Source organism: Natronococcus sp. A-GB7 (assembly GCF_029688865.1).
Lineage (GTDB): Archaea > Halobacteriota > Halobacteria > Halobacteriales > Natrialbaceae > Natronococcus.
Genome location: NZ_JARUKV010000009.1, coordinates 129,422 through 146,148, shown reverse-complemented (window position 1 = coordinate 146,148; position 16,727 = coordinate 129,422). Strand labels below are relative to the sequence as shown.

The window sequence follows — 16,727 nt, the reverse complement described above, 5'->3', positions numbered from 1 at the left end:
GAAACGGTACGGAAAGGTGTCAGAGGCACGTAGTGTTCACCCACCAGAGTGAACACCACACTCGTACATCGTTCCCGGGTGGTAAGCACTATTTGGTTAAAGAGTTAGGTAGACGTAGAATCCGCACGTACGAAAGACCCAGTCTGCGGCCTCGAGCGGCCGATCGGCCGCGATAGCGGGCCGACTCAGTAGCTCTTCGCGAAGTACGCGACCTCGTCGGCGGACTCCCCGCAGACGCCACACTCGTCGCTGCCGGGTTCGACGACCTCACCCGCAGATTGGCCGCCCTCGTCCTCGAGTGGCTGCATGACGATTTCGGCTGCGATCTTCTCCTTGATCGCCTCCTCGCAGGCCTGGTCGCCACACCACGGCGTCTTCACGTAGCCGCCGTGTTTGCCGATCGTCCCGAGGATGTCCTCGGGGCTGTGGGCTTCGCGGACGTTCTCCGCGAGGTTCTCCTCGGCCGTCTCGTACAGTTTGTCGAAGACGGTATCGAGGTGGTCCTCGACGGTGTCGACGATCCCCTCGCGGTCGGCGACGGCCTTCTCGCTGTCCGGGCGGTGGACCAGCGTCACCTCGCCGTCGTCGGCCTCGTTGGGGCCGATCTCGAGTCGCAGCGGGACGCCGTTCAGCTCGTGTTCGTTGAACTTGAACCCGGGGTTGCGTTCGTCGCGGTCGTCGAGTTCGACGCGGATTCCGGCGTCCTCGAGCTCGTCGGCGATCTCCTCCGAGTACTCGAGGACGTCCTCCTTGGTGTCGGCCTGCCAGATCGGGACGATCGCGACCTGGGTCGGCGCGATCGTCGGCGGGAGCACGAGCCCCTGGTCGTCCGAGTGGGTCATGATCAGGGCGCCGATCGCGCGCCAGGACAGCCCCCACGAGGTCGTGTAGGCCGTCTGCTCTTCCTCGTCCTCGTCGGCGAAGGTGATGTCGAACGCATCCGCAAAGGACTGGCCGAGGTTGTGGCTCGTCGCCCCCTGGACCGACTTTCCGTCGGGCATCAGCGCCTCGACGGTCGTCGTCGTATCGGCACCGGGGAACTTGTCGTGTTCGGGCTTCTTGCCGCGCAGAACCGGGATCGCCAGGACGTCCTCGTACACTTCCTCGTACTGATCCAGACGGGTCCAGACCTCCTCCCAGGCGCCCGCGTCGTCGGCGTGAGCGGTGTGGCCCTCCTGCCACATGAACTCCTTCGTCCGGAAGAACGGCTTCGTCTCGGTGGCCTCCCACCGAACGACCGAACACCACTGGTTGATCCGCAACGGTAGGTCGCGGTGGCTACGGGTCCAGTCGGCCATGAACGGGGCGATGATCGACTCGCTGGTCGGTCGCACCGCGAGTCGTTCCTCGAGTTCCTCGTGGCCGCCCTGGGTGACCCAGGCGACCTCGGGGTCGAAGCCCTCGACGACGTCCTTCTCGCGCTCGAGGAAGCTCTCGGGGATGAACATCGGGAAGTAGACGTTGTCGACCCCGGTCGCCTTGAACCGACTGTCGAGTGCGTCCTGGATCCCCTCCCAGATCGCGTACCCGCGAGGTTTCGTGACGATAAACCCGCCCATCGGGGCGTAGTCGGCGAGGTTCGCCTTCTGAACGACCTCGGCGTACCACTCGCCGGGCTTGTGCGATTTCGTCTCGGTGATCCCGAGCTCCTGACTCTCGTCGCTCATACCGCCACCTTCGTGACCGGAGCAATAAATGGGCCCCGTTTGGGACCGCCGCCGATCGCGTCGGTGTTCGTTCGATCGAGCGTATTCGTTCGATGAAGTATTTCAACCGTTGATAACTGTCGTCCGAAACTGGATTAAAATCATTATGTATTATCACACCATAGATTATAATCGTGGACGAATGCGACGGAATCACAGCCACAGGAGCGATTCGGCGGGTGTCGACCGACGGAGCGTGCTGCGCTCGAGCGCCGCGCTCGGCGCGGTCGCACTCGGCGGCGTAACGATCGGCTCGACCAGTGCGGCCGCCCGCTCCGAGGGAGCAACGGCCCCCGAGGACGGCGTCGGCTACCAGTACTTCCACCGGGAGTGGACCGAGATCGAGGCCGACCTCGAGCGGGTCGCCGACCTCGGCGTCAGCGCGATCTGGATCCCCCAGCCCGCCGTCTCGAAACTCGGCTGGGAGAATCTGACCTACGAGGATCAAGAGGGGTTCTACGAAGGAGAGGAATCCGTCTACGGCCGCGAACGGGATCCCCACCCGCCGCTGGGGTACCAGCCCGTCGACCTCCGCGATTTCGACTCTGCTCACGGGACGGAGGACGAACTCGCCTCGCTGATCGAGACTGCCCACGATCACGATATCAACGTCATCGTCGACGTCGTCCTCAACCATATGGCCAACCCCGACGGCCCCGACGGCGAGGTCGAGTACCCGCAGTTCGACCTCGACGAACACTTCCACGACTACGGTACGCTCGGGGACTGCGAACTCGAGGGCGAGGAGGCGGAGATGTACGAGTGCGATCTGCTCGACCTTCCGTCGATGGACGTCGAGCATCCCGAGGTGAAGGCGGCTCACGAGGCCTACCTCCGGAAAATCGCCGACCTCGGCGCCGACGGCCTGCGGATCGACGCCGCAGCCCACGTCTGGCCGTGGTACTTCCAGGAGCACATCAATCCCCTGGCCGACGAACTCGGCCTCTGGCGGGTTGGCGAGGTCTGGGACGACGACGTCGATCACTTACTCGAGTTCGCGGACACCGGGATGACCGTCTTCGACTTCCCGCTGTACAACGCGATCATGGAGGCCTTCGAGGGCGGCAGCATGGAAGCGCTCTCCCAGGAGGCAGCACGAGGGGTCGTTCACGAGGATCCCGAGGTCGCCGTCACGTTCGTCCAGAACCACGACACGACCGGGCCCGAGGTCGAACCCAACGAGCCCGAGGGCCGGGCCGTCGAGCTCGCCGAGGCGTTCGTCCTCGCCTACGCCGGGATGCCGATGCTCTACCGCGGCGGCGCCGAGGACCGACCTGAGCTCGAGGACGACGACCTCCAGGCGCTCGTCGAGGTCTCCCGAACCCTCGCTCGAGGCGACGTGATCGACCGCCACGTCGACGAGGACGTCTACGTCTTCGAGCGCGAGGGGAACCTGCTGGCCGGGATCAACACCGCCGACGAAGCTCGTACAGTAACCGTCGAGACCGACTGGCGGACCGAGCCGCTGATCGATCACGCCGGCGACGGCGCCAACGTCACGACCGGTCCCGACTGTACCGTCGAGCTCACCGTCCCCGCCGAAGGGTGGGTCATGTACGGCCCCAGAGACGGCGTTCCCGCGGATCCGGAGCCACCGGGCGAGCCGGCACCGCCCGCCGATCCGGAGCCCCTGTCCGACGACTGCTAAAGACGCGAGGTCACAAAGAAACGCTCAGCATTCGGTTTCCTGTTCTCGGACGTTTATACGCACGCGTTACGAGTGGTAACCTATGAAGGCCATCGAGGTAACGGAGTACGGCGACAGCGACGAACTCGAGACCGTCGACCGTGACGTGCCCGAGCCCGACGCCGGCGAGGTCCGCATCGAGATCGAGGCCGCGGGGATCAACTTCGCTGACGTCATGCAGCGACGCGGCGTCTACCCGGGCGGTCCAGAGGCGCCCTACGTTCCCGGCATGGAGGCCGCAGGGACGATCGACGCGACCGGCGAGGGCGTCGATCTGGACGAGGGCGACCGCGTCGTCGCCATGCTCGACCGGGGCGGCTACGCGGAGTACGCCACCGCGAACGCCCAGATGCTGTTCCCGATCCCCGAGGGGATGAGCTTCGAGGAGGCCGCCGGCTTCCCCGTCCAGTTTCTCACCGCCCACTCCTGTCTGTTCGAGTGGGGCGAACTCGAGGAGGGCGAATCGGTGCTGATCCAGGCCGCCGCGGGCGGGGTCGGCACGGCGGCCGTTCAACTCGCCTCGAACGCCGGCGCGGAGGTGTTCGGCACGGCGAGCAGCGAGGAGAAACTCGAGCTCGCGGCCGAGCTGGGTTGTGACCACCCGATCCAGTACACCGAGACGGACTTCCGCGAGACCGTCGAGGCCGAGACCGACGGCGAGGGCGTCGACCTCGTCCTCGAGTCGGTCGGCGGCGACGTCTTCGAGCGCAGCCTCGACGCGATGGCACACTTCGGTCGCATGGTCACCTTCGGCGTGGCGAGCGGCGAGCCCGCGAGCGCGGAGAACCGACGGCTCCTCTTCGAGAACAAGAGCGTCCGCGGTTTCCACCTCGGTCAGGCCGCGATGCACGACCCGAGCCGGATCATGCAGGCCGTCCCCGAGCTCACCGAGGGGCTCGCGAGCGGCGATCTCGAGGTGATCGTCGGCGAATCGTTCCCGCTCGAGGAGGCCGCCGACGCCCACCGGTACATCGAGGATCGCAAGAGTTCCGGGAAGGTCCTGCTGAAACCGTAGTCGCCGAACGGGTACGACTGGCAACCCGTCGACCGCTTCTTACTCGCCCGTCTCTTCGATCTCGCCGTCTATCTCCACCTCGTCCCCGGTTTCGACCGTCTCGCCGCTCACGTCGCCGTCGACTTCGACGTCCTCTTCGAGAGTCACCGATCCGTCAGTGGTGACGTCTCCGTCGGCGGTTGCTCCGCTGTAGCGATGCTCGAGGGAAGCCGTAAGCGACCGCGAAAATCCGCACCGACGAGCGCCGGCTATCGGTCGCCAGCAGCTCTACCGAACCGGCTCAGTCGTCGCCGAGACCGTCGTCTTCGTCGGTCGTCTCGTTGCCGTCCTCGTCGTCTACGGCTTCGCCACTGGCCTCGCCGGCGTCGTCCATCTCGCCGTCGGTCTCGTTGTCGTCCTCGAGACCGTCGTCCTCGTCTTCGTCGCCGAGGCCGTCGTCGGTCTCGTTCCCGTCCGTATCGTCCTCGTCGTCGAAACCGTCGTCCTCGTCGTCCTCGGTGTCATCCATCCCGTCGTCGTCCATCTCGTCGTCTTCGGTGTCGTCGACGCCGTCGTCGGCACCGTTCTCGTCGTCGAGTCCGTCGTCGGCGTCGTCGCCGTTCTCGTCGTCGTCGGCACAGCCAGCTACCGCACCTACTACACCGGTAGCGGTGATCGCCAGCATCCGTCGGCGTGTTGTATCAGTCATTGCGACGTTCGATGATACTGACCAGTAAGTCAAGGATATTGACGTTGCGATAGAAGGCCGGGTTCGCCGAGCGGAACACGCTCGGCGAGCTCGGTTCGGGGGTTACTCGTCGTCTTCGTCCGTATCGTCGTCGTTCTCGTCGCTCTCGGTCCCTTCGTCGACGTCGTCCATCGGGTCGTCGTCTTCCTGTTCGGTCTCGTCGGGCGGTGCGTCGTCGAGGTCTTCGTCGCCTTCGCCCTCCTCCTGGTCCTGGTCGTCTCCGCAACCGGCGATCGCACCGACCGCTCCGGCAGCCGCGACCGAGAGCAGTTGGCGGCGGGTTCCATCAATCATCGTGATCGGACGTGCTACCCGTCGGCGTCGAAAGTGGGTTGCCGTTGCGATACAATGCCAGGGCTCGAGCGACCCGACACCTATCGGGAGCGGTCGGGAGCGTCGAAGTCGACGCCCCGCTCGAGGTCGTGCCCTTCGAACTCGGCCTCGTCGAGCGGTTCGCCGCCGACGAACCGGAACTCGCCGACGACCGTCCCGCCCTCGAGGACGGCGGGCAGCCAGAGTCGGTCGTCCTCCCACATCCGGTCGTAGGGGACGTCCTCGACCGCGAACCACTCCGGACGGGCCTCCTCTGAGGGGCGGGGTTCGCCCGCAAACTGGCGAGTGCGAAACACGTGACAGAGGGTGTGACGACCGCCGTCGAGGCGGAAGTCGAGTTCGCCCGCCTTCTCGAGGTCGCCGGGATCGATCTCGAGACCGACCTCCTCGCGGGTCTCTCTGACCGCACACTCTCGAGGCGTCTCCTCGCCCTCGAGTTTACCGCCCGGGCCGTTGTACCAGCCCTCGCCGAGCCCGCGCCGTTTCTCGATCAGGAGCACCTCGTCGGCCCCACCGACGTCCCGAAGGGGAAAACACAGCGTCGCCTCGATCATGGTCGCGGATTCGTCCGGCACGGAATAAACGCGTTCGGTATCGCGTCAGTCGTCGTCCGCGGCGACGTCGGGCACGTACTCCGCGGGCGCACAGCCCAGCGACCGATGGGCACAGTGCCGACAGTGCTCTCCAGGTGTCGTCTCGTGGTAGGAGGGGTCGTCGACGCCCTCGAGGGTCTCGCGGACCGACGCCCAGGACGGCAGCGCCTCGGGCTCGAACAGGTCGACCCGCGGCCCCTCGACGCCGCCGACGTAGACGTAGCCGACGGCCGCGATCGGCTCGTCGAATCGGTCGTCGCAGGCGCGGGCGTACAGCGCGAGCTGGGTCGCCTTTCCGGGGTCGATCCGGCTCGCGGTCGCCTTGTAGTCGAGGACCACGAGCCCGCCACCCGCGGAGTCGGGCAGTCGCCGAACCGTATCGACGTAGCCGACGACGTCGCCGTCGATCCCGGCGACGTCCGCGAGGGCGAACGGCAGCTCCGCCGCGAGCGTCTCCCAGTCGGCGACCGGCGGGTCGATCTCCGGCGCGGTCGCCTCGAAGTAGCGGTCGATACAGGCAAGCACCGCCTCGCGGTGCACGAGCAGGCCCCGGGCGGTCAGCTGGCGAACGGCGGCCTCGCGCCAGTCGGCTCGAGTCTCGTACCCGCGGTGGAACGCCTCCTCGGCGACGTCGTGGAACACCGAGCCGACGACCCGCGGGGCCGCGCCCGACTCGTCGGTCCCGTCCTCGCCGGCCGTCGGGTCGTCGACCGCCCGCACGACGTGCTCGAGGTAGTGCTTCCGCGAGCAGGCCTCGTAGCTCTCCATGGCCGTGTAGCTGTGGCGCATCGCGATCGGGAGTCGGCCGTCGCCGGAGAGCGCCTCGACCGGGAACCGGCTGGTCTCGGCCGTCAGAGACCCAGCCCGTCGCCCCGCCGGTGTCCGGATCGACGACTCCCCGTTCGAGGCGTCGGCTGCCGGAAGCAGCGTTCCGTTCCGCAACAGCCGACCGAGTTCGTGAACGGTCTCGATCGCCTCCCGGGTCTCGAGGGGTTCGACGGATCGGTCCTCGTAGCCGGCGTAGTAGGTGATCGTCCCCGGACGCTCGTCGGCCGCGACGGCGAGTTCGTCGGTGCGGTCGACCACGGTGCGGGGATAGGTCCCCCGGACGGACTCGAAGCTCTCGGTCAGGGTCGACCACAGCTCCATGCGCTCGCCGGCGACCGACCACTCGATGGCGGGATCGAGGCAGGCGTCTGCGGTGGAGACCGCCAGCTCGTCCTCCTCGCCGTCGTAGTCGTACTCGCTCCCGAAGACGAACAGGTGGTTCGCCGCCCGCGTGAGCGCGACGTGGAGCACCCGCCACTCCTCGCCGACCGTCTCGGCCGCGATATCGGCACACAACGGCGAGGCAACGTCGTCCTCGAGGGTCGCCGCGAGCAGCCGGGTACGGGCGCGACGGGCGTAGTCGTGCTCGACGCACCACTCCTCGTCGGAGAGGTAGGGGACGAGGACGGTGTCGAACTCCAGGCCCTTCGCCTGGTGGACCGTCATCACGTCGACGCGATCGTCCGAGGAGGTTCCCCTGTCGCGTTCGGCGCTTCCGCCCCGTAGCGTCGCCTCGAGGGCGTCGACGAACTCCGTCGAGAGGGTACGGACCACGCTCTCGGCGTCGTAGCGCTCGACGAAGCGGTCGATCCGCTCGAGCTGACGGCGCTCCTCGCTCGTGAGGAACCACTCGAGACGGGTGAGCTCCCGGAGCCTGGCGAGCAGTCCCGACAGCGGGTAGACGTCCCGAAGCGACGCGAGGCGATCGAGGTGAGTGCGGGCCCGCTCGAGTTCGGTCGTCGCCTCGAGCGTCTCGGCGTCGACGTCGAAGACGGCGTCGTACAGCGACCCCGACCGCTTCTGGAGGGTCGCGAGATCCGTCTCGGGGAGCCGGTAGCGGTAGAGCAACACTCGGCGAAGGTGAACGTCGGCGTCGGGCTCGACCAGCACCCGGAGGTACGACAGCAGCGTCCGGATCCCGGGAGAGATCTCGCCCCGGGGCGAGCCCGAGATCTCGTGGGGGATCTGGCGGTCCCGAAGCTCGTCGGCGACCAGGCGGGCGTGGCGGTTGGTCCGGACGATCACGGCGATGTCCTCGAGGCTGCGCTCGGGAACGTTCTCGCAAGCGCCGTTGAGCAGCCGTGAGACGGTGGTCGCGACCTGCTCGGCCGTCGGGTCGTCTATCTCGTCGCTCTCGACTTTGACGACCCGGTCCGGGGGGGCATCGCGCTCGTAGGTGCCGGGCTCGCGGCCGTCCTCGCGAAGCGTCTTCGAGCCGTCGGCGTACGCACAGCGATTCGTCAGCTCGAGGATCTCCTGGCGCGACCGGAAGTTCAGCTCGAGTTCGATCCCTGCGTGGTCGTCGTAGCGCTCGGCGAGTCGGTCGAGCCCCCGGCGGTCGGTGCCCCGCCAGCCGTAGATCGCCTGGTCCTTGTCCCCGATCGCGAGCAGGTCGGGCCGATCGGGTCCGTCGGTGAGTTCGGCGATGAGCTCGAACTGCGTCGCGTCCGTATCCTGGAACTCGTCGCAGTAGACCTGCTCCCACTGGCCGGTGATCTCGTCGGCAACCGCGTCGTCGGTCAGCAGGTCGGTCGCGGTGCGAACCAGTTCGTCGAAGTCGAACGCGCGCTCGCGCTCGAGAGTCGCGTGGTAGTCGGCGTACACCTCGGTGTAGTGGCGGGCCAGCCGGAGGAACTCGACGTAGTGTTTCAGCCGACCGAACGGGGTCTGCTCGATCCGTTCGGTTCCCGTGCCGCCGATCCGGTTGCCGAACAGCGCCCGCGGCAGCTGTTTCGTCGTCGGCTCCTCGAGGGAGAGCGCCTCGTAGGCGTTGGTCACGCACCGCTGGAGGATCCGCAGGTAGGCGTCGATATCCCGGACGACGTCGTCCTCGCGGAACGCCGCAGGCGCCTCGGCGATCTTCTCCCGGCAGTAGCTGATCAGCGTCCCGTACTCGACGAGTCCCTCGCGTGCCGCCTCGAGGTGTTCCTCCCGGTTGAAGTACCGCAGCGCCTCGTTGTCGAAGGAGAGCTCCGTCTCGGCTCGTCGCTCGAGCCAGTGGACGAACTCCTGGCAGAGCTCGAGGGTTCGGGTCTCGGGGAGTCGCGCCCGGAGGTCGTCGGGGGTGACGTCCTCCCGGCTCATCGTCGCGACGAAGCGGTCGACCGCGTCGGCCAGGTCGGCGGGCGAGCCGTCGCCGACGCTGGTCGCCGCGAACGCGTACTCCCGTTCGGCGAGGAGCCGGCCGACGATCCGGCGGCGCTTCCGTTCGGTCACCACCTCGAACTCGGGGGAGTAGCCGAGGTAGTAGGCGTACTCCCGGACCAGCCGGTGACACAGCGAGTGGTACGTCGAGACGGTGATCGGGGCCGCGACGTCGGGCTCGAGACGCTCGGCGACGGCCTCGCGGATGCTCGCGGCGGCCTCGTTGGCGAAGGTAACGACGAGCACGTCCTCGGGATCGACGTCGCCGCGCTCGATCGCCCGTTCGATCCGCATGAGCATCGTCGTCGTCTTCCCCGTTCCGGCGCCCGCGTCGACGGAGGTGCAGGCCCGGTCGCTCTCGATGACCGCTCGCTGGCTGCCGCGGGGCTCGAGCGTCTCGGGGTCGTCCTCGAACGGATGCGAGCTATCCATCGAAGCGCACCTCCGCGGCGAGGCGGTCCTGGCAGCCGACCGCGTACTCGCAGTCGGGACAGGACTCCGATGCGATCTCGTCCCACCGCGGCGTCGGATCGAACGACCCCCCGAGGACGTCGCTGGCCACGTCGACGAGCCGCGAGTCGACCGTCTCGTTTCGGTGTTCGTGCGTCATCGCGTAGGTGTGGTGGTCGATGTAGACGTCGGTGAGGTCGGTGGGTTCGACGGTCGCGTCGACGGTGTCTTGGACCCAGTTGACCGCGGTTCGGTTCCGATCGGCGAGAGGGACCTGTACGTACCGGCAGGTCTTCGCCTCGAGGTCGAGCCGCTCTTGCAACCGGCGGAGCCCGTCCACGACGACGCTTGTCTCGAACAGGGCGCCGACCGCCCGCGGTTCGAAGACGTCGGAGCCGCCGTCGAAGTGGTCGACGAACAGCGCGGCGACGTCTCCCTCCCAGTCCGAGCGGTAGCGCAGCAGTCCGAGCGGGGCGAGCGTCGGGACGAAGCTGACCCCGACGAGGCTCGACTCCGTGCGGGTGACGTAGTCGACCTTGGCGTCGATCCGCACGCGGTTGGGGCCGTCCTCTGCGGACAGCGAACGGGCGCTCGCGAGCGGAAGCGCGGGTCCGACGAGTTCGTTCGCGGACCCCTCGAGCCGCTCGATTCCGGCCGCGTGATCGACGCCGACCGCCTCGAGGTAGGCCTCGAGGACCGCCTCGAGAACCGCCCGCTCGTGGTTCCGCTGGATCCGCGAGTGGAACGGCTCGTCGTGGCCGGCCCACAGCTCCGAGAGCCGCTCCGCGGCGATCTCCTCGAGTCGCTCCCGGTCGGTCGCGCCGGACCGTAGCGCCGCACAGATCGCCTCCCGGAGGAGGGCGACCCGATCGCGCGAGGCGTCGTCGTCCTCGGCCTCGAGCCCATGGACGTGTGCGAACTCGTAGCGTCGGGGACAGTGCAGGTACGTCTCGAGACCGTCGGCCGTCAGCGTCGGCGAGTCACTCACCGCGGACCACCTCGCCAGCCGCGAACTCGAACTGCGAGCGGATCGCCTCCGCGAGCACCGGGTCGAGATCGTCGTCGGCGAGCAGCAGCGCGATCTCCTCGAACAGCTCCTCGGTCTCGCCGAGGTCGGCCCGACCCCCGGTGCTCGCCTCCCGGAGGACGCGCTCGAGCTCCCCGCGGGGCTGTGCGAGCAGCGCCTCGGTCGCGGCCGCCTCGCCGCGGATCCGCGCCGTGTCGGCGTCGGCGTCCGCGAGGGTGAGTCCCGGCGCATCGGCGACGAGCTGCAGGTAGCGCGACTCCTCGTGGGTTCGTCGAAGTCCGCCCGAGCCGCGTTCGTACGAACAGCAGTACAGCCGCGTCCGGGCCGCGCGGGTGGCAAGCGCGAGCCGACGCCGCGAGCGCTGGGCGTGGTAGGCGTCGAAGGGGTCGGTCACCTCGCTCGGATCCGCGACGGGCGCGAACGTGTCGGCGACCGTCTCCGGGGAGGGGTCCGTCACCGCGGGGTAGTTCGGCATCGACTCGAGCCACGCCCGCGGGAACAGCCGCGTGAGGTGTCCGTCGCCGGGGTAGTGGTCGTCGAGCAGGTCGAGCAGGAAGACGGCCTCACGAGAGTCGTACTTCAGGTCGTCGGCCGCACAGACGGCGACGCCCCCGGTCGGCGGACGGGTCTCGACCGCGTGGACGTAGGGGGCGTCGTACCGGATCGTCCGGCGGAGCATCCGCCGGAGCCCCCGCCAGTCGGGGCCGACCAGATCCGTCTCCTCGACGAAGCCGGCGATCTCGAGCACGCGCTCGACGCTCGCGAACTGTTCGCGGGCGTCGACCCAGGACTCCTCGCGGGCGATCCGTCCCTTGAGGTCCGTGCGCTCGATCCAGCGCTCGAGCGAAGCCGAGACGCTCGAGTCCGAGCAGGCCTCGAGTAACGATCGGTCGAACTCCGGAACGCGGGCGCGGAGTCGGGTCGTCGAGTCGTCGTCCTCGAGCGAGCGGGCACCGCGCTCCCGGCGAGCCTGGAGCGTGACGAACGCGTAAAGCTCGTTGACGACGGGGTCCTCCGCGAGCGAGGGCGTGCCGATCGTCGCCGTCGGGATCCCGGCCTCGCGGAGCCGGCGTCTGGTCTCGGGGACGCGCTCGATCCGGGGGACCGCGACCGCGAACTCGTCGTAGCTCCAGCCGTGGCGACCCCGAAGGGATTGAATCTCCCGGGCGACGGCCCGGACCTGCTCGCGGGCGGTGCGGGTGCGGATCCGTTCGGCGCGTCCGGTCGCTGCCTCGGACGCGGGCTCGCCGGCTCCGTGGGTCGTCGGCGTCTCGCCGGTCGCGAGAAACCGCGTGATCGCGCGGTGGGGCGAGCCGTCCCCGCCATCGGGCTCGAGGGGGTCGACCTCGAGGCCGACTTCTCTCGCGATCGACTCGACGGTGCCGGGCTCGACTCCGGTGCGCTCGACGCTGGCGTGGCGCTGACCGAGACAGCGCAGCTCGGCGTCGCCGGTGAGGGCGGCGAGATACTGCCGATCGAGCCGGCGGAACTCCTCGAACTCGACGGCCAGCACGGCGTCGAAGGAGTCGGTGATCCGCCCGCGAACGCCGTCGGCGTCGTCCTCGAGCAGCGAGACCGCCCGCGGGACCACGTCGGCTCGCTCGACGTACCCCCGCTGCTCGAGCACCTCGTGGAACCGGTCGTTCATCGCGTACAGAAAGGCCAGACAGTCGTGGGGGTCCTCGAGGTCGGCGAGCCGGAGCCGCTGGCGGGTCGCACCCAGCAGCAGCTGACCGACGTCGCGGGCGAACCCGTCGCGGTCGGCCGCGCGCTCGAGATAGTCGGGAATATCGCGGCTGGCGCCGTCGATCACCAGCGAGATGAGCTCGATTCGTTCCTCGTACTCGAGGCGGTCGAGGGTTGGATCGTAGGCCTCGATCGCCTTCGAGGCGTGCTCCGGCAGGGACTCGACGCGGGGCGAACGGGGCGCGTCGTCGGTGCCGAGCGTCTCGGCGAGTCGGTCGAGGCCCGTCGGGTGTCGCTTGAGCACGAGGACGTTCCGGTCCCCGTGGCGTGCGGCCAGCTCCGCGTACAGCTCGGCCGCGGCCGCGAGCGGGTCGCTCTCGGGACCGGGGAGGAGTTTGCAGGAACCGGAGAGGCGGGGCGGCGAAGGCATCAACGGTACCGACTATGTCCGATTCCGTACTTAAACCTGCGCCGTCGAGTCGACACGCGTTGTCCGGTTGGCCAACCCTTATGGGTTACAGTACCAATCGCCTCGTATGGACGATATTTTCGTCGCGCGAGTGATGTCGACCGATCTGCAGACGGTAACGCCGGAGACGCTCGTCGAGGATGCGGGGCAGGTGATGCGTGACAACGGCGTGGGATCGGTCATCGTCGTCGGCGAACGGAACCGACTCGAGGGGATCCTGACAACGACCGACTTCGTCGATATCGTCGCCGAGAGCCAGCCGAAGGCCGAGACGTCGGTCTCCCGGTACATGACCACGGACGTCGTCACGACGGACGCCCAGACGGGGATCCGCGACGCGGCGGACCTCATGGTCGAGCACGGCTTTCACCACCTCCCCGTCGTCGACGACGAGGAGGGCGTCATCGGGATCGTGACGACGACGGACCTGACCGCCTACCTCTCGCGGGTGCAGTCGCCGAGTCCCGAGGCGTAGTCGCCCTCGTTTCGTTCTCGGTCGAAAGGGAGCCGACAGCGGACAGATCCGGGTAGCGCCGCGACTCCCGACGGTCCTCTCAGCACGAACGGCGCGGCCGCTCGAGGCGTTTACGTTATCGACGCCCGGAGCGCGGCCCTAAAACTAGAATTGTTGGTGATGGATTTTCCGCCTCCGACATAAATTTTGTCACCCTATTCAGATAGAGATATGGACGGCAACGCGTATCGGAACGCCCGCACCTGCACTCGATAGGAGTCGGCACCCGCGTCGCCGACCGCTCGAATCATGGACCGACGCACCTTCATCACGGCAAGCGGCGTATCGCTCGGAACCCTCGCACTCGGCTCCGTCGCGACGGCGACGGACGCAACCGACCGGTTTCTCGTCGATCGCTCGAGTCTACGCGACGAGGACCGCGTCGAGACCGTCCACGAGCTGGAGCCGGTCGACCTGCTGGTCGTCCGATCCAGCGAGAACGAACTCGAGGGACAGGGGGCCGAGTTCGCCCCCGACGTCCGACTCGAGACGGACGGCTACCGGCCGGCCCGACGGAGAGGGCTGGAGTCGACCGCGACGGGTGACGAGGATCTGTCCGACTACCAGTGGGACAAGGCGAATCAGGGGATTCCGGAGGCCCACGACCATACTCGCGGCGAAGGCACTCGAGTCGCAATCATCGACACCGGAGTCGCCGCGGGCCACCCGGATCTCGAGGGCCAGGTCAACCTCGATCTCTCGAAGAACTTCGCCGACGACGAGTACGGCGTCGGCGAGCCCTACGGCGGAGCTCACGGCACGCACGTCGCGGGGATCGTCGGCGCAAGCGACGACGGGACGGGGGTCGTCGGCTCGGCGCCCGGTACCGAACTCGTCGACCTGCGCGTGTTCGCCGCCAATCCGGCGAGCGCGGACCGGGCGGAGCTCCCGCCGGCGCACCTGGGCGACGCGTTCCAGAGCTCAGTGCTCGCGGCGCTGGTCTACGCGGCCGAGATCGGCTGCGACGCCGCCAACCTCAGCCTCGGCTGGACGTGGCTGATGCGATCCGAAGGGGCGGGCGAACTCTGGGGAAGGGCCCACCAGCGCGTCGGGACGTACGCGAGACGGCAGGGAACCCTCCACACCCACGCCTCGGGCAACTGGGGCGAGAGCCTCCAGTTCAACCAGGACGAGACGGACTCCTCGGAGACCGCCGGGGGAATCACGACGAGTTCGACGGGTCCCGTCGGGTTCGATCCCGAGACCGGCGAGTACGACGCTCCTCCCTACACGCCCTCGACGTACACGACCCACGGCGTCGGCGCAATCGACCTCGCTGCGCCGGGCGGGCAGGGTGGGGAGTACGAGTACGACGACGTGTTGAACGTGGTCGCGGATCCGGTGTTCGACGACGGTGAGTACCAGGGCGCCGAGTACGGCTACGACTGGCTGGCCGGTACCTCGATGGCGGCCCCGCAGGTCGCGGGCGCCGTCGCGCTCGTCAAGAGCGTCGACGAACAGGCGAACGCCAACCAGGTGCGGACGACCCTCGAGCGAACCGCCTCGGTGCCCGACGAGTACGCGCGCAAGTACTACGGCCGGGGCTACCTCGACACGCTGGCGGCGGTCGAAGATGCGACGGATCCGGGCCGGCCGTAGGCGGCGAGCCGAGCACCGAAACGTCAGTCCCAGCCGTCTCGAGCGGGCGGCCCCGCCTCGAGCGTGTCGGAGACTTGGGCAATATTTGACAATCGGCTATCGCTTATCCTTCTCGCAACCAGAGATGGGGACGGTCCCGGCGTCAGAGACGCGTAGTGCCGTCCTCCACCCACCAGCACGGGGGTCCGTTCCCCGTTGTCCTCGAGCCTCGAGCCGCTGCCGTCCCGCGATCGGAGCCGACTGGAGGCGCTCGAGCGGCCGCACCCGTCTTGCCCGTGTCCGGAGATTAATACGTACCGACGGTGGAGAGGAACGACGATGGCCGACGGCGATCACCGAACCGACAAGACGGGGGGTATCGAGATCGAACTCGAACTCGAGTGTGGCGATCAGCGGGGGGAAACACTGGTCCGGACCTTCGAACGCGTGACGATCCTCGAGTCGGGGTGGCTCCGGGGGAACGAGCCCTTCGATGGGTGTGGCGTGCGGTACTATCCGTCCGAGAAAGTGTTGGATATTCGCTCGGATGGGTTTGCAGAGCTCGAGTGAGAGACGAGGAAGAGTCGAGAGTGTTAGATACTACCGGGGTAGTCACCGTGCTCTCGGTAGTGGCTGACGACCTTGATGAAGGCACCGAGGTGCAGAGTCACGACGACGAGAACGGTAGCCACGTACAGGAGATGGAGCGGATCCTCCGGTAGCGCTCCGCTCGGAGTGAAGACCTGATCGTAGATGTGGACCGTCAGCAGCCAGAACATGACGTACGTGCCGTGGCTCTGGTGCCACTTCCAGGCTTTCGGTCCCATGAACTGGTAGGCCGCGTTGTTCGAGGTGAGCGCCAGAATCACCGCGATGAGTACGCCGGCGATGGCGGCAAACGCCCAAGCACTCATCCCCACGACGAAGCCGATCACGTCCCAGCCCATGGACTCGAACACGGCGAGGACGTGCACCAGCGACCAGATCACGAACCAGATCCCCAGTTCCGACCGCCAGTTGAGCGGGAAGTTCCCGGAGAACTGCCGAGTGATCGGCGGCCAGATCTTTGTCAGCGGTCCGATAACCATGACGAAAAACAGCAGGAACCACGGGACGGCGGCGACAATTCGCGGCGGTGCGTAGCCCGCCATCCACAGGAGTCCCGCCATCACGAGACTGATCCCGACGACTGCGGCGTGGTGCTTGCCACGATTGAACGGATCAACAGTCATTGCTCGAGACTACGCATCGTCCGGATGGGCGACCTCGAGTTCGGCACTGTCCCGCGGATACGCGACACACGTCAACACCCAGCCGTCGGCGATCTGGTCCTCCTCGAGATAGTCGTTTCCGTCGTGGGCGACGACGTCGGTGGCGTCCCCGTCGTAGCGCGCGGTACACTGGCCACAGGTTCCGGCTTCGCACGAGTACGGGATCTCCACGTCCGCCTCGAGGGCCGGATACAGCAGTTCCTCGGTCTCCTCGACCGTCACCTCCGTCTCCGCTCCGTTCTCGAGGAAGGTGACGTCGTGTGCCGCAGCTTCCTCGTCGTCGGTTTCGTCGTCCAGGCACCCGCCGAGTGCAGCGGCTCCCGCGGTTCCGGCTGCGAGCAGGACGTGGCGACGCTCGAGACCGAACCGCGTTTTCGCCGGACAGGACGAGGTAGTTGCTCGAGCAGAGCTGGGTGGTGAGTCGGTCATGCAGGGATACGCACCACCAGGAGTGTCAAAATATCCCCACTCGAGTTTCG

General features: G+C 67.7%; 14 protein-coding genes. 5 read left to right on the top strand and 9 right to left on the bottom strand.

The features are described 5' to 3' along the window. Positions 1-185: 185 nt before the first annotated feature. Positions 186-1,667 carry a proline--tRNA ligase gene (gene proS / locus QA609_RS10330; RefSeq protein ID WP_278302526.1) on the bottom strand — a complete coding sequence of 494 codons (1,482 nt, stop codon included), beginning with the start codon at positions 1,665-1,667 and terminating at the stop codon, positions 186-188. Positions 1,668-1,848: 181 nt separating this feature from the next. Between proS and QA609_RS10325 the strand changes: the two genes are divergently transcribed. Beyond that, a complete protein-coding gene (locus QA609_RS10325; protein WP_278302525.1) occupies positions 1,849-3,354 on the top strand; it encodes an alpha-amylase family glycosyl hydrolase in 1,506 nt (501 codons plus the stop codon). An 82-nt stretch (positions 3,355-3,436) separates the two neighbouring features. Next, positions 3,437-4,408, top strand: a complete 972-nt coding sequence (locus QA609_RS10320) for an NADPH:quinone oxidoreductase family protein (protein WP_278302524.1) — start codon at positions 3,437-3,439, stop codon at positions 4,406-4,408. Between the two features lie 280 nt (positions 4,409-4,688). On the opposite strand, the gene QA609_RS10315 is transcribed toward QA609_RS10320, so the two are convergent. The 6 genes from QA609_RS10315 to QA609_RS10290 all read right to left on the bottom strand — a co-directional run bounded on the left by QA609_RS10315 (position 4,689) and on the right by QA609_RS10290 (position 12,846). Further along, the gene (locus QA609_RS10315) at positions 4,689-5,096 is read right to left on the bottom strand and encodes a hypothetical protein (protein ID WP_278302523.1); all 408 of its coding nucleotides are present in this window, start codon (positions 5,094-5,096) and stop codon (positions 4,689-4,691) included. A gap of 102 nt (positions 5,097-5,198) precedes the next feature. Beyond that, positions 5,199-5,429, bottom strand: coding sequence for a hypothetical protein (locus QA609_RS10310; protein ID WP_278302522.1), 231 nt, complete (start codon positions 5,427-5,429; stop codon positions 5,199-5,201). Between the two features lie 80 nt (positions 5,430-5,509). After that, positions 5,510-6,022, bottom strand: a complete 513-nt coding sequence (locus QA609_RS10305) for an 8-oxo-dGTP diphosphatase (protein WP_278302521.1) — start codon at positions 6,020-6,022, stop codon at positions 5,510-5,512. Positions 6,023-6,067: 45 nt separating this feature from the next. Next, the gene (locus QA609_RS10300) at positions 6,068-9,685 is read right to left on the bottom strand and encodes a UvrD-helicase domain-containing protein (protein WP_278302520.1); all 3,618 of its coding nucleotides are present in this window, start codon (positions 9,683-9,685) and stop codon (positions 6,068-6,070) included. Then, positions 9,678-10,691: a PD-(D/E)XK nuclease family protein gene (locus QA609_RS10295; protein WP_278302519.1), complete on the bottom strand. Its 1,014-nt coding sequence runs from the start codon at positions 10,689-10,691 to the stop codon at positions 9,678-9,680. Before QA609_RS10295 ends, QA609_RS10300 begins: the two co-directional genes overlap by 8 nt. Beyond that, complete coding sequence (locus tag QA609_RS10290) at positions 10,684-12,846, bottom strand: hypothetical protein (protein WP_278302518.1); 2,163 nt, start codon at positions 12,844-12,846, stop codon at positions 10,684-10,686. The genes QA609_RS10295 and QA609_RS10290 overlap by 8 nt, the downstream gene beginning before the upstream one ends. Positions 12,847-12,952: 106 nt before the next feature. Here QA609_RS10290 and QA609_RS10285 point away from each other — a divergent pair, with 106 nt between their 5' ends. The 3 genes from QA609_RS10285 (at position 12,953) to QA609_RS10275 (ending at position 15,547) form a co-directional block, all read left to right on the top strand. Beyond that, entirely contained in the window at positions 12,953-13,360 is a 408-nt protein-coding gene (locus tag QA609_RS10285) for a CBS domain-containing protein (protein WP_278302517.1), read from the top strand. Positions 13,361-13,648: 288 nt separating this feature from the next. Continuing rightward, complete coding sequence (locus QA609_RS10280; protein ID WP_278302516.1) at positions 13,649-14,998, top strand: S8 family serine peptidase; 1,350 nt, start codon at positions 13,649-13,651, stop codon at positions 14,996-14,998. Between the two features lie 318 nt (positions 14,999-15,316). Continuing rightward, positions 15,317-15,547, top strand: a complete 231-nt coding sequence (locus QA609_RS10275) for a hypothetical protein (protein ID WP_278302515.1) — start codon at positions 15,317-15,319, stop codon at positions 15,545-15,547. A 23-nt stretch (positions 15,548-15,570) separates the two neighbouring features. Here the strand turns inward: QA609_RS10275 and QA609_RS10270 are convergent, their stop codons facing one another. Then, a complete protein-coding gene (locus QA609_RS10270) occupies positions 15,571-16,209 on the bottom strand; it encodes a hypothetical protein (protein WP_278302514.1) in 639 nt (212 codons plus the stop codon). Between the two features lie 9 nt (positions 16,210-16,218). Continuing rightward, a complete protein-coding gene (locus QA609_RS10265; protein ID WP_278302513.1) occupies positions 16,219-16,677 on the bottom strand; it encodes a 2Fe-2S iron-sulfur cluster-binding protein in 459 nt (152 codons plus the stop codon). Between the last annotated feature and the right edge of the window lie 50 nt (positions 16,678-16,727).

Coding starts and splice junctions, on each gene's coding strand:
- QA609_RS10270 (WP_278302514.1), bottom strand. CDS start 16,209: ATGACTGTTGATCCGTTCAATCGTGGCAAGCACCACGCCGCAGTCGTC.
- QA609_RS10285 (WP_278302517.1), top strand. CDS start 12,953: ATGGACGATATTTTCGTCGCGCGAGTGATGTCGACCGATCTGCAGACG.
- proS (WP_278302526.1), bottom strand. CDS start 1,667: ATGAGCGACGAGAGTCAGGAGCTCGGGATCACCGAGACGAAATCGCAC.
- QA609_RS10305 (WP_278302521.1), bottom strand. CDS start 6,022: ATGATCGAGGCGACGCTGTGTTTTCCCCTTCGGGACGTCGGTGGGGCC.
- QA609_RS10325 (WP_278302525.1), top strand. CDS start 1,849: ATGCGACGGAATCACAGCCACAGGAGCGATTCGGCGGGTGTCGACCGA.
- QA609_RS10265 (WP_278302513.1), bottom strand. CDS start 16,677: ATGACCGACTCACCACCCAGCTCTGCTCGAGCAACTACCTCGTCCTGT.
- QA609_RS10275 (WP_278302515.1), top strand. CDS start 15,317: ATGGCCGACGGCGATCACCGAACCGACAAGACGGGGGGTATCGAGATC.
- QA609_RS10290 (WP_278302518.1), bottom strand. CDS start 12,846: ATGCCTTCGCCGCCCCGCCTCTCCGGTTCCTGCAAACTCCTCCCCGGT.
- QA609_RS10300 (WP_278302520.1), bottom strand. CDS start 9,685: ATGGATAGCTCGCATCCGTTCGAGGACGACCCCGAGACGCTCGAGCCC.
- QA609_RS10320 (WP_278302524.1), top strand. CDS start 3,437: ATGAAGGCCATCGAGGTAACGGAGTACGGCGACAGCGACGAACTCGAG.
- QA609_RS10310 (WP_278302522.1), bottom strand. CDS start 5,429: ATGATTGATGGAACCCGCCGCCAACTGCTCTCGGTCGCGGCTGCCGGA.
- QA609_RS10315 (WP_278302523.1), bottom strand. CDS start 5,096: ATGACTGATACAACACGCCGACGGATGCTGGCGATCACCGCTACCGGT.
- QA609_RS10280 (WP_278302516.1), top strand. CDS start 13,649: ATGGACCGACGCACCTTCATCACGGCAAGCGGCGTATCGCTCGGAACC.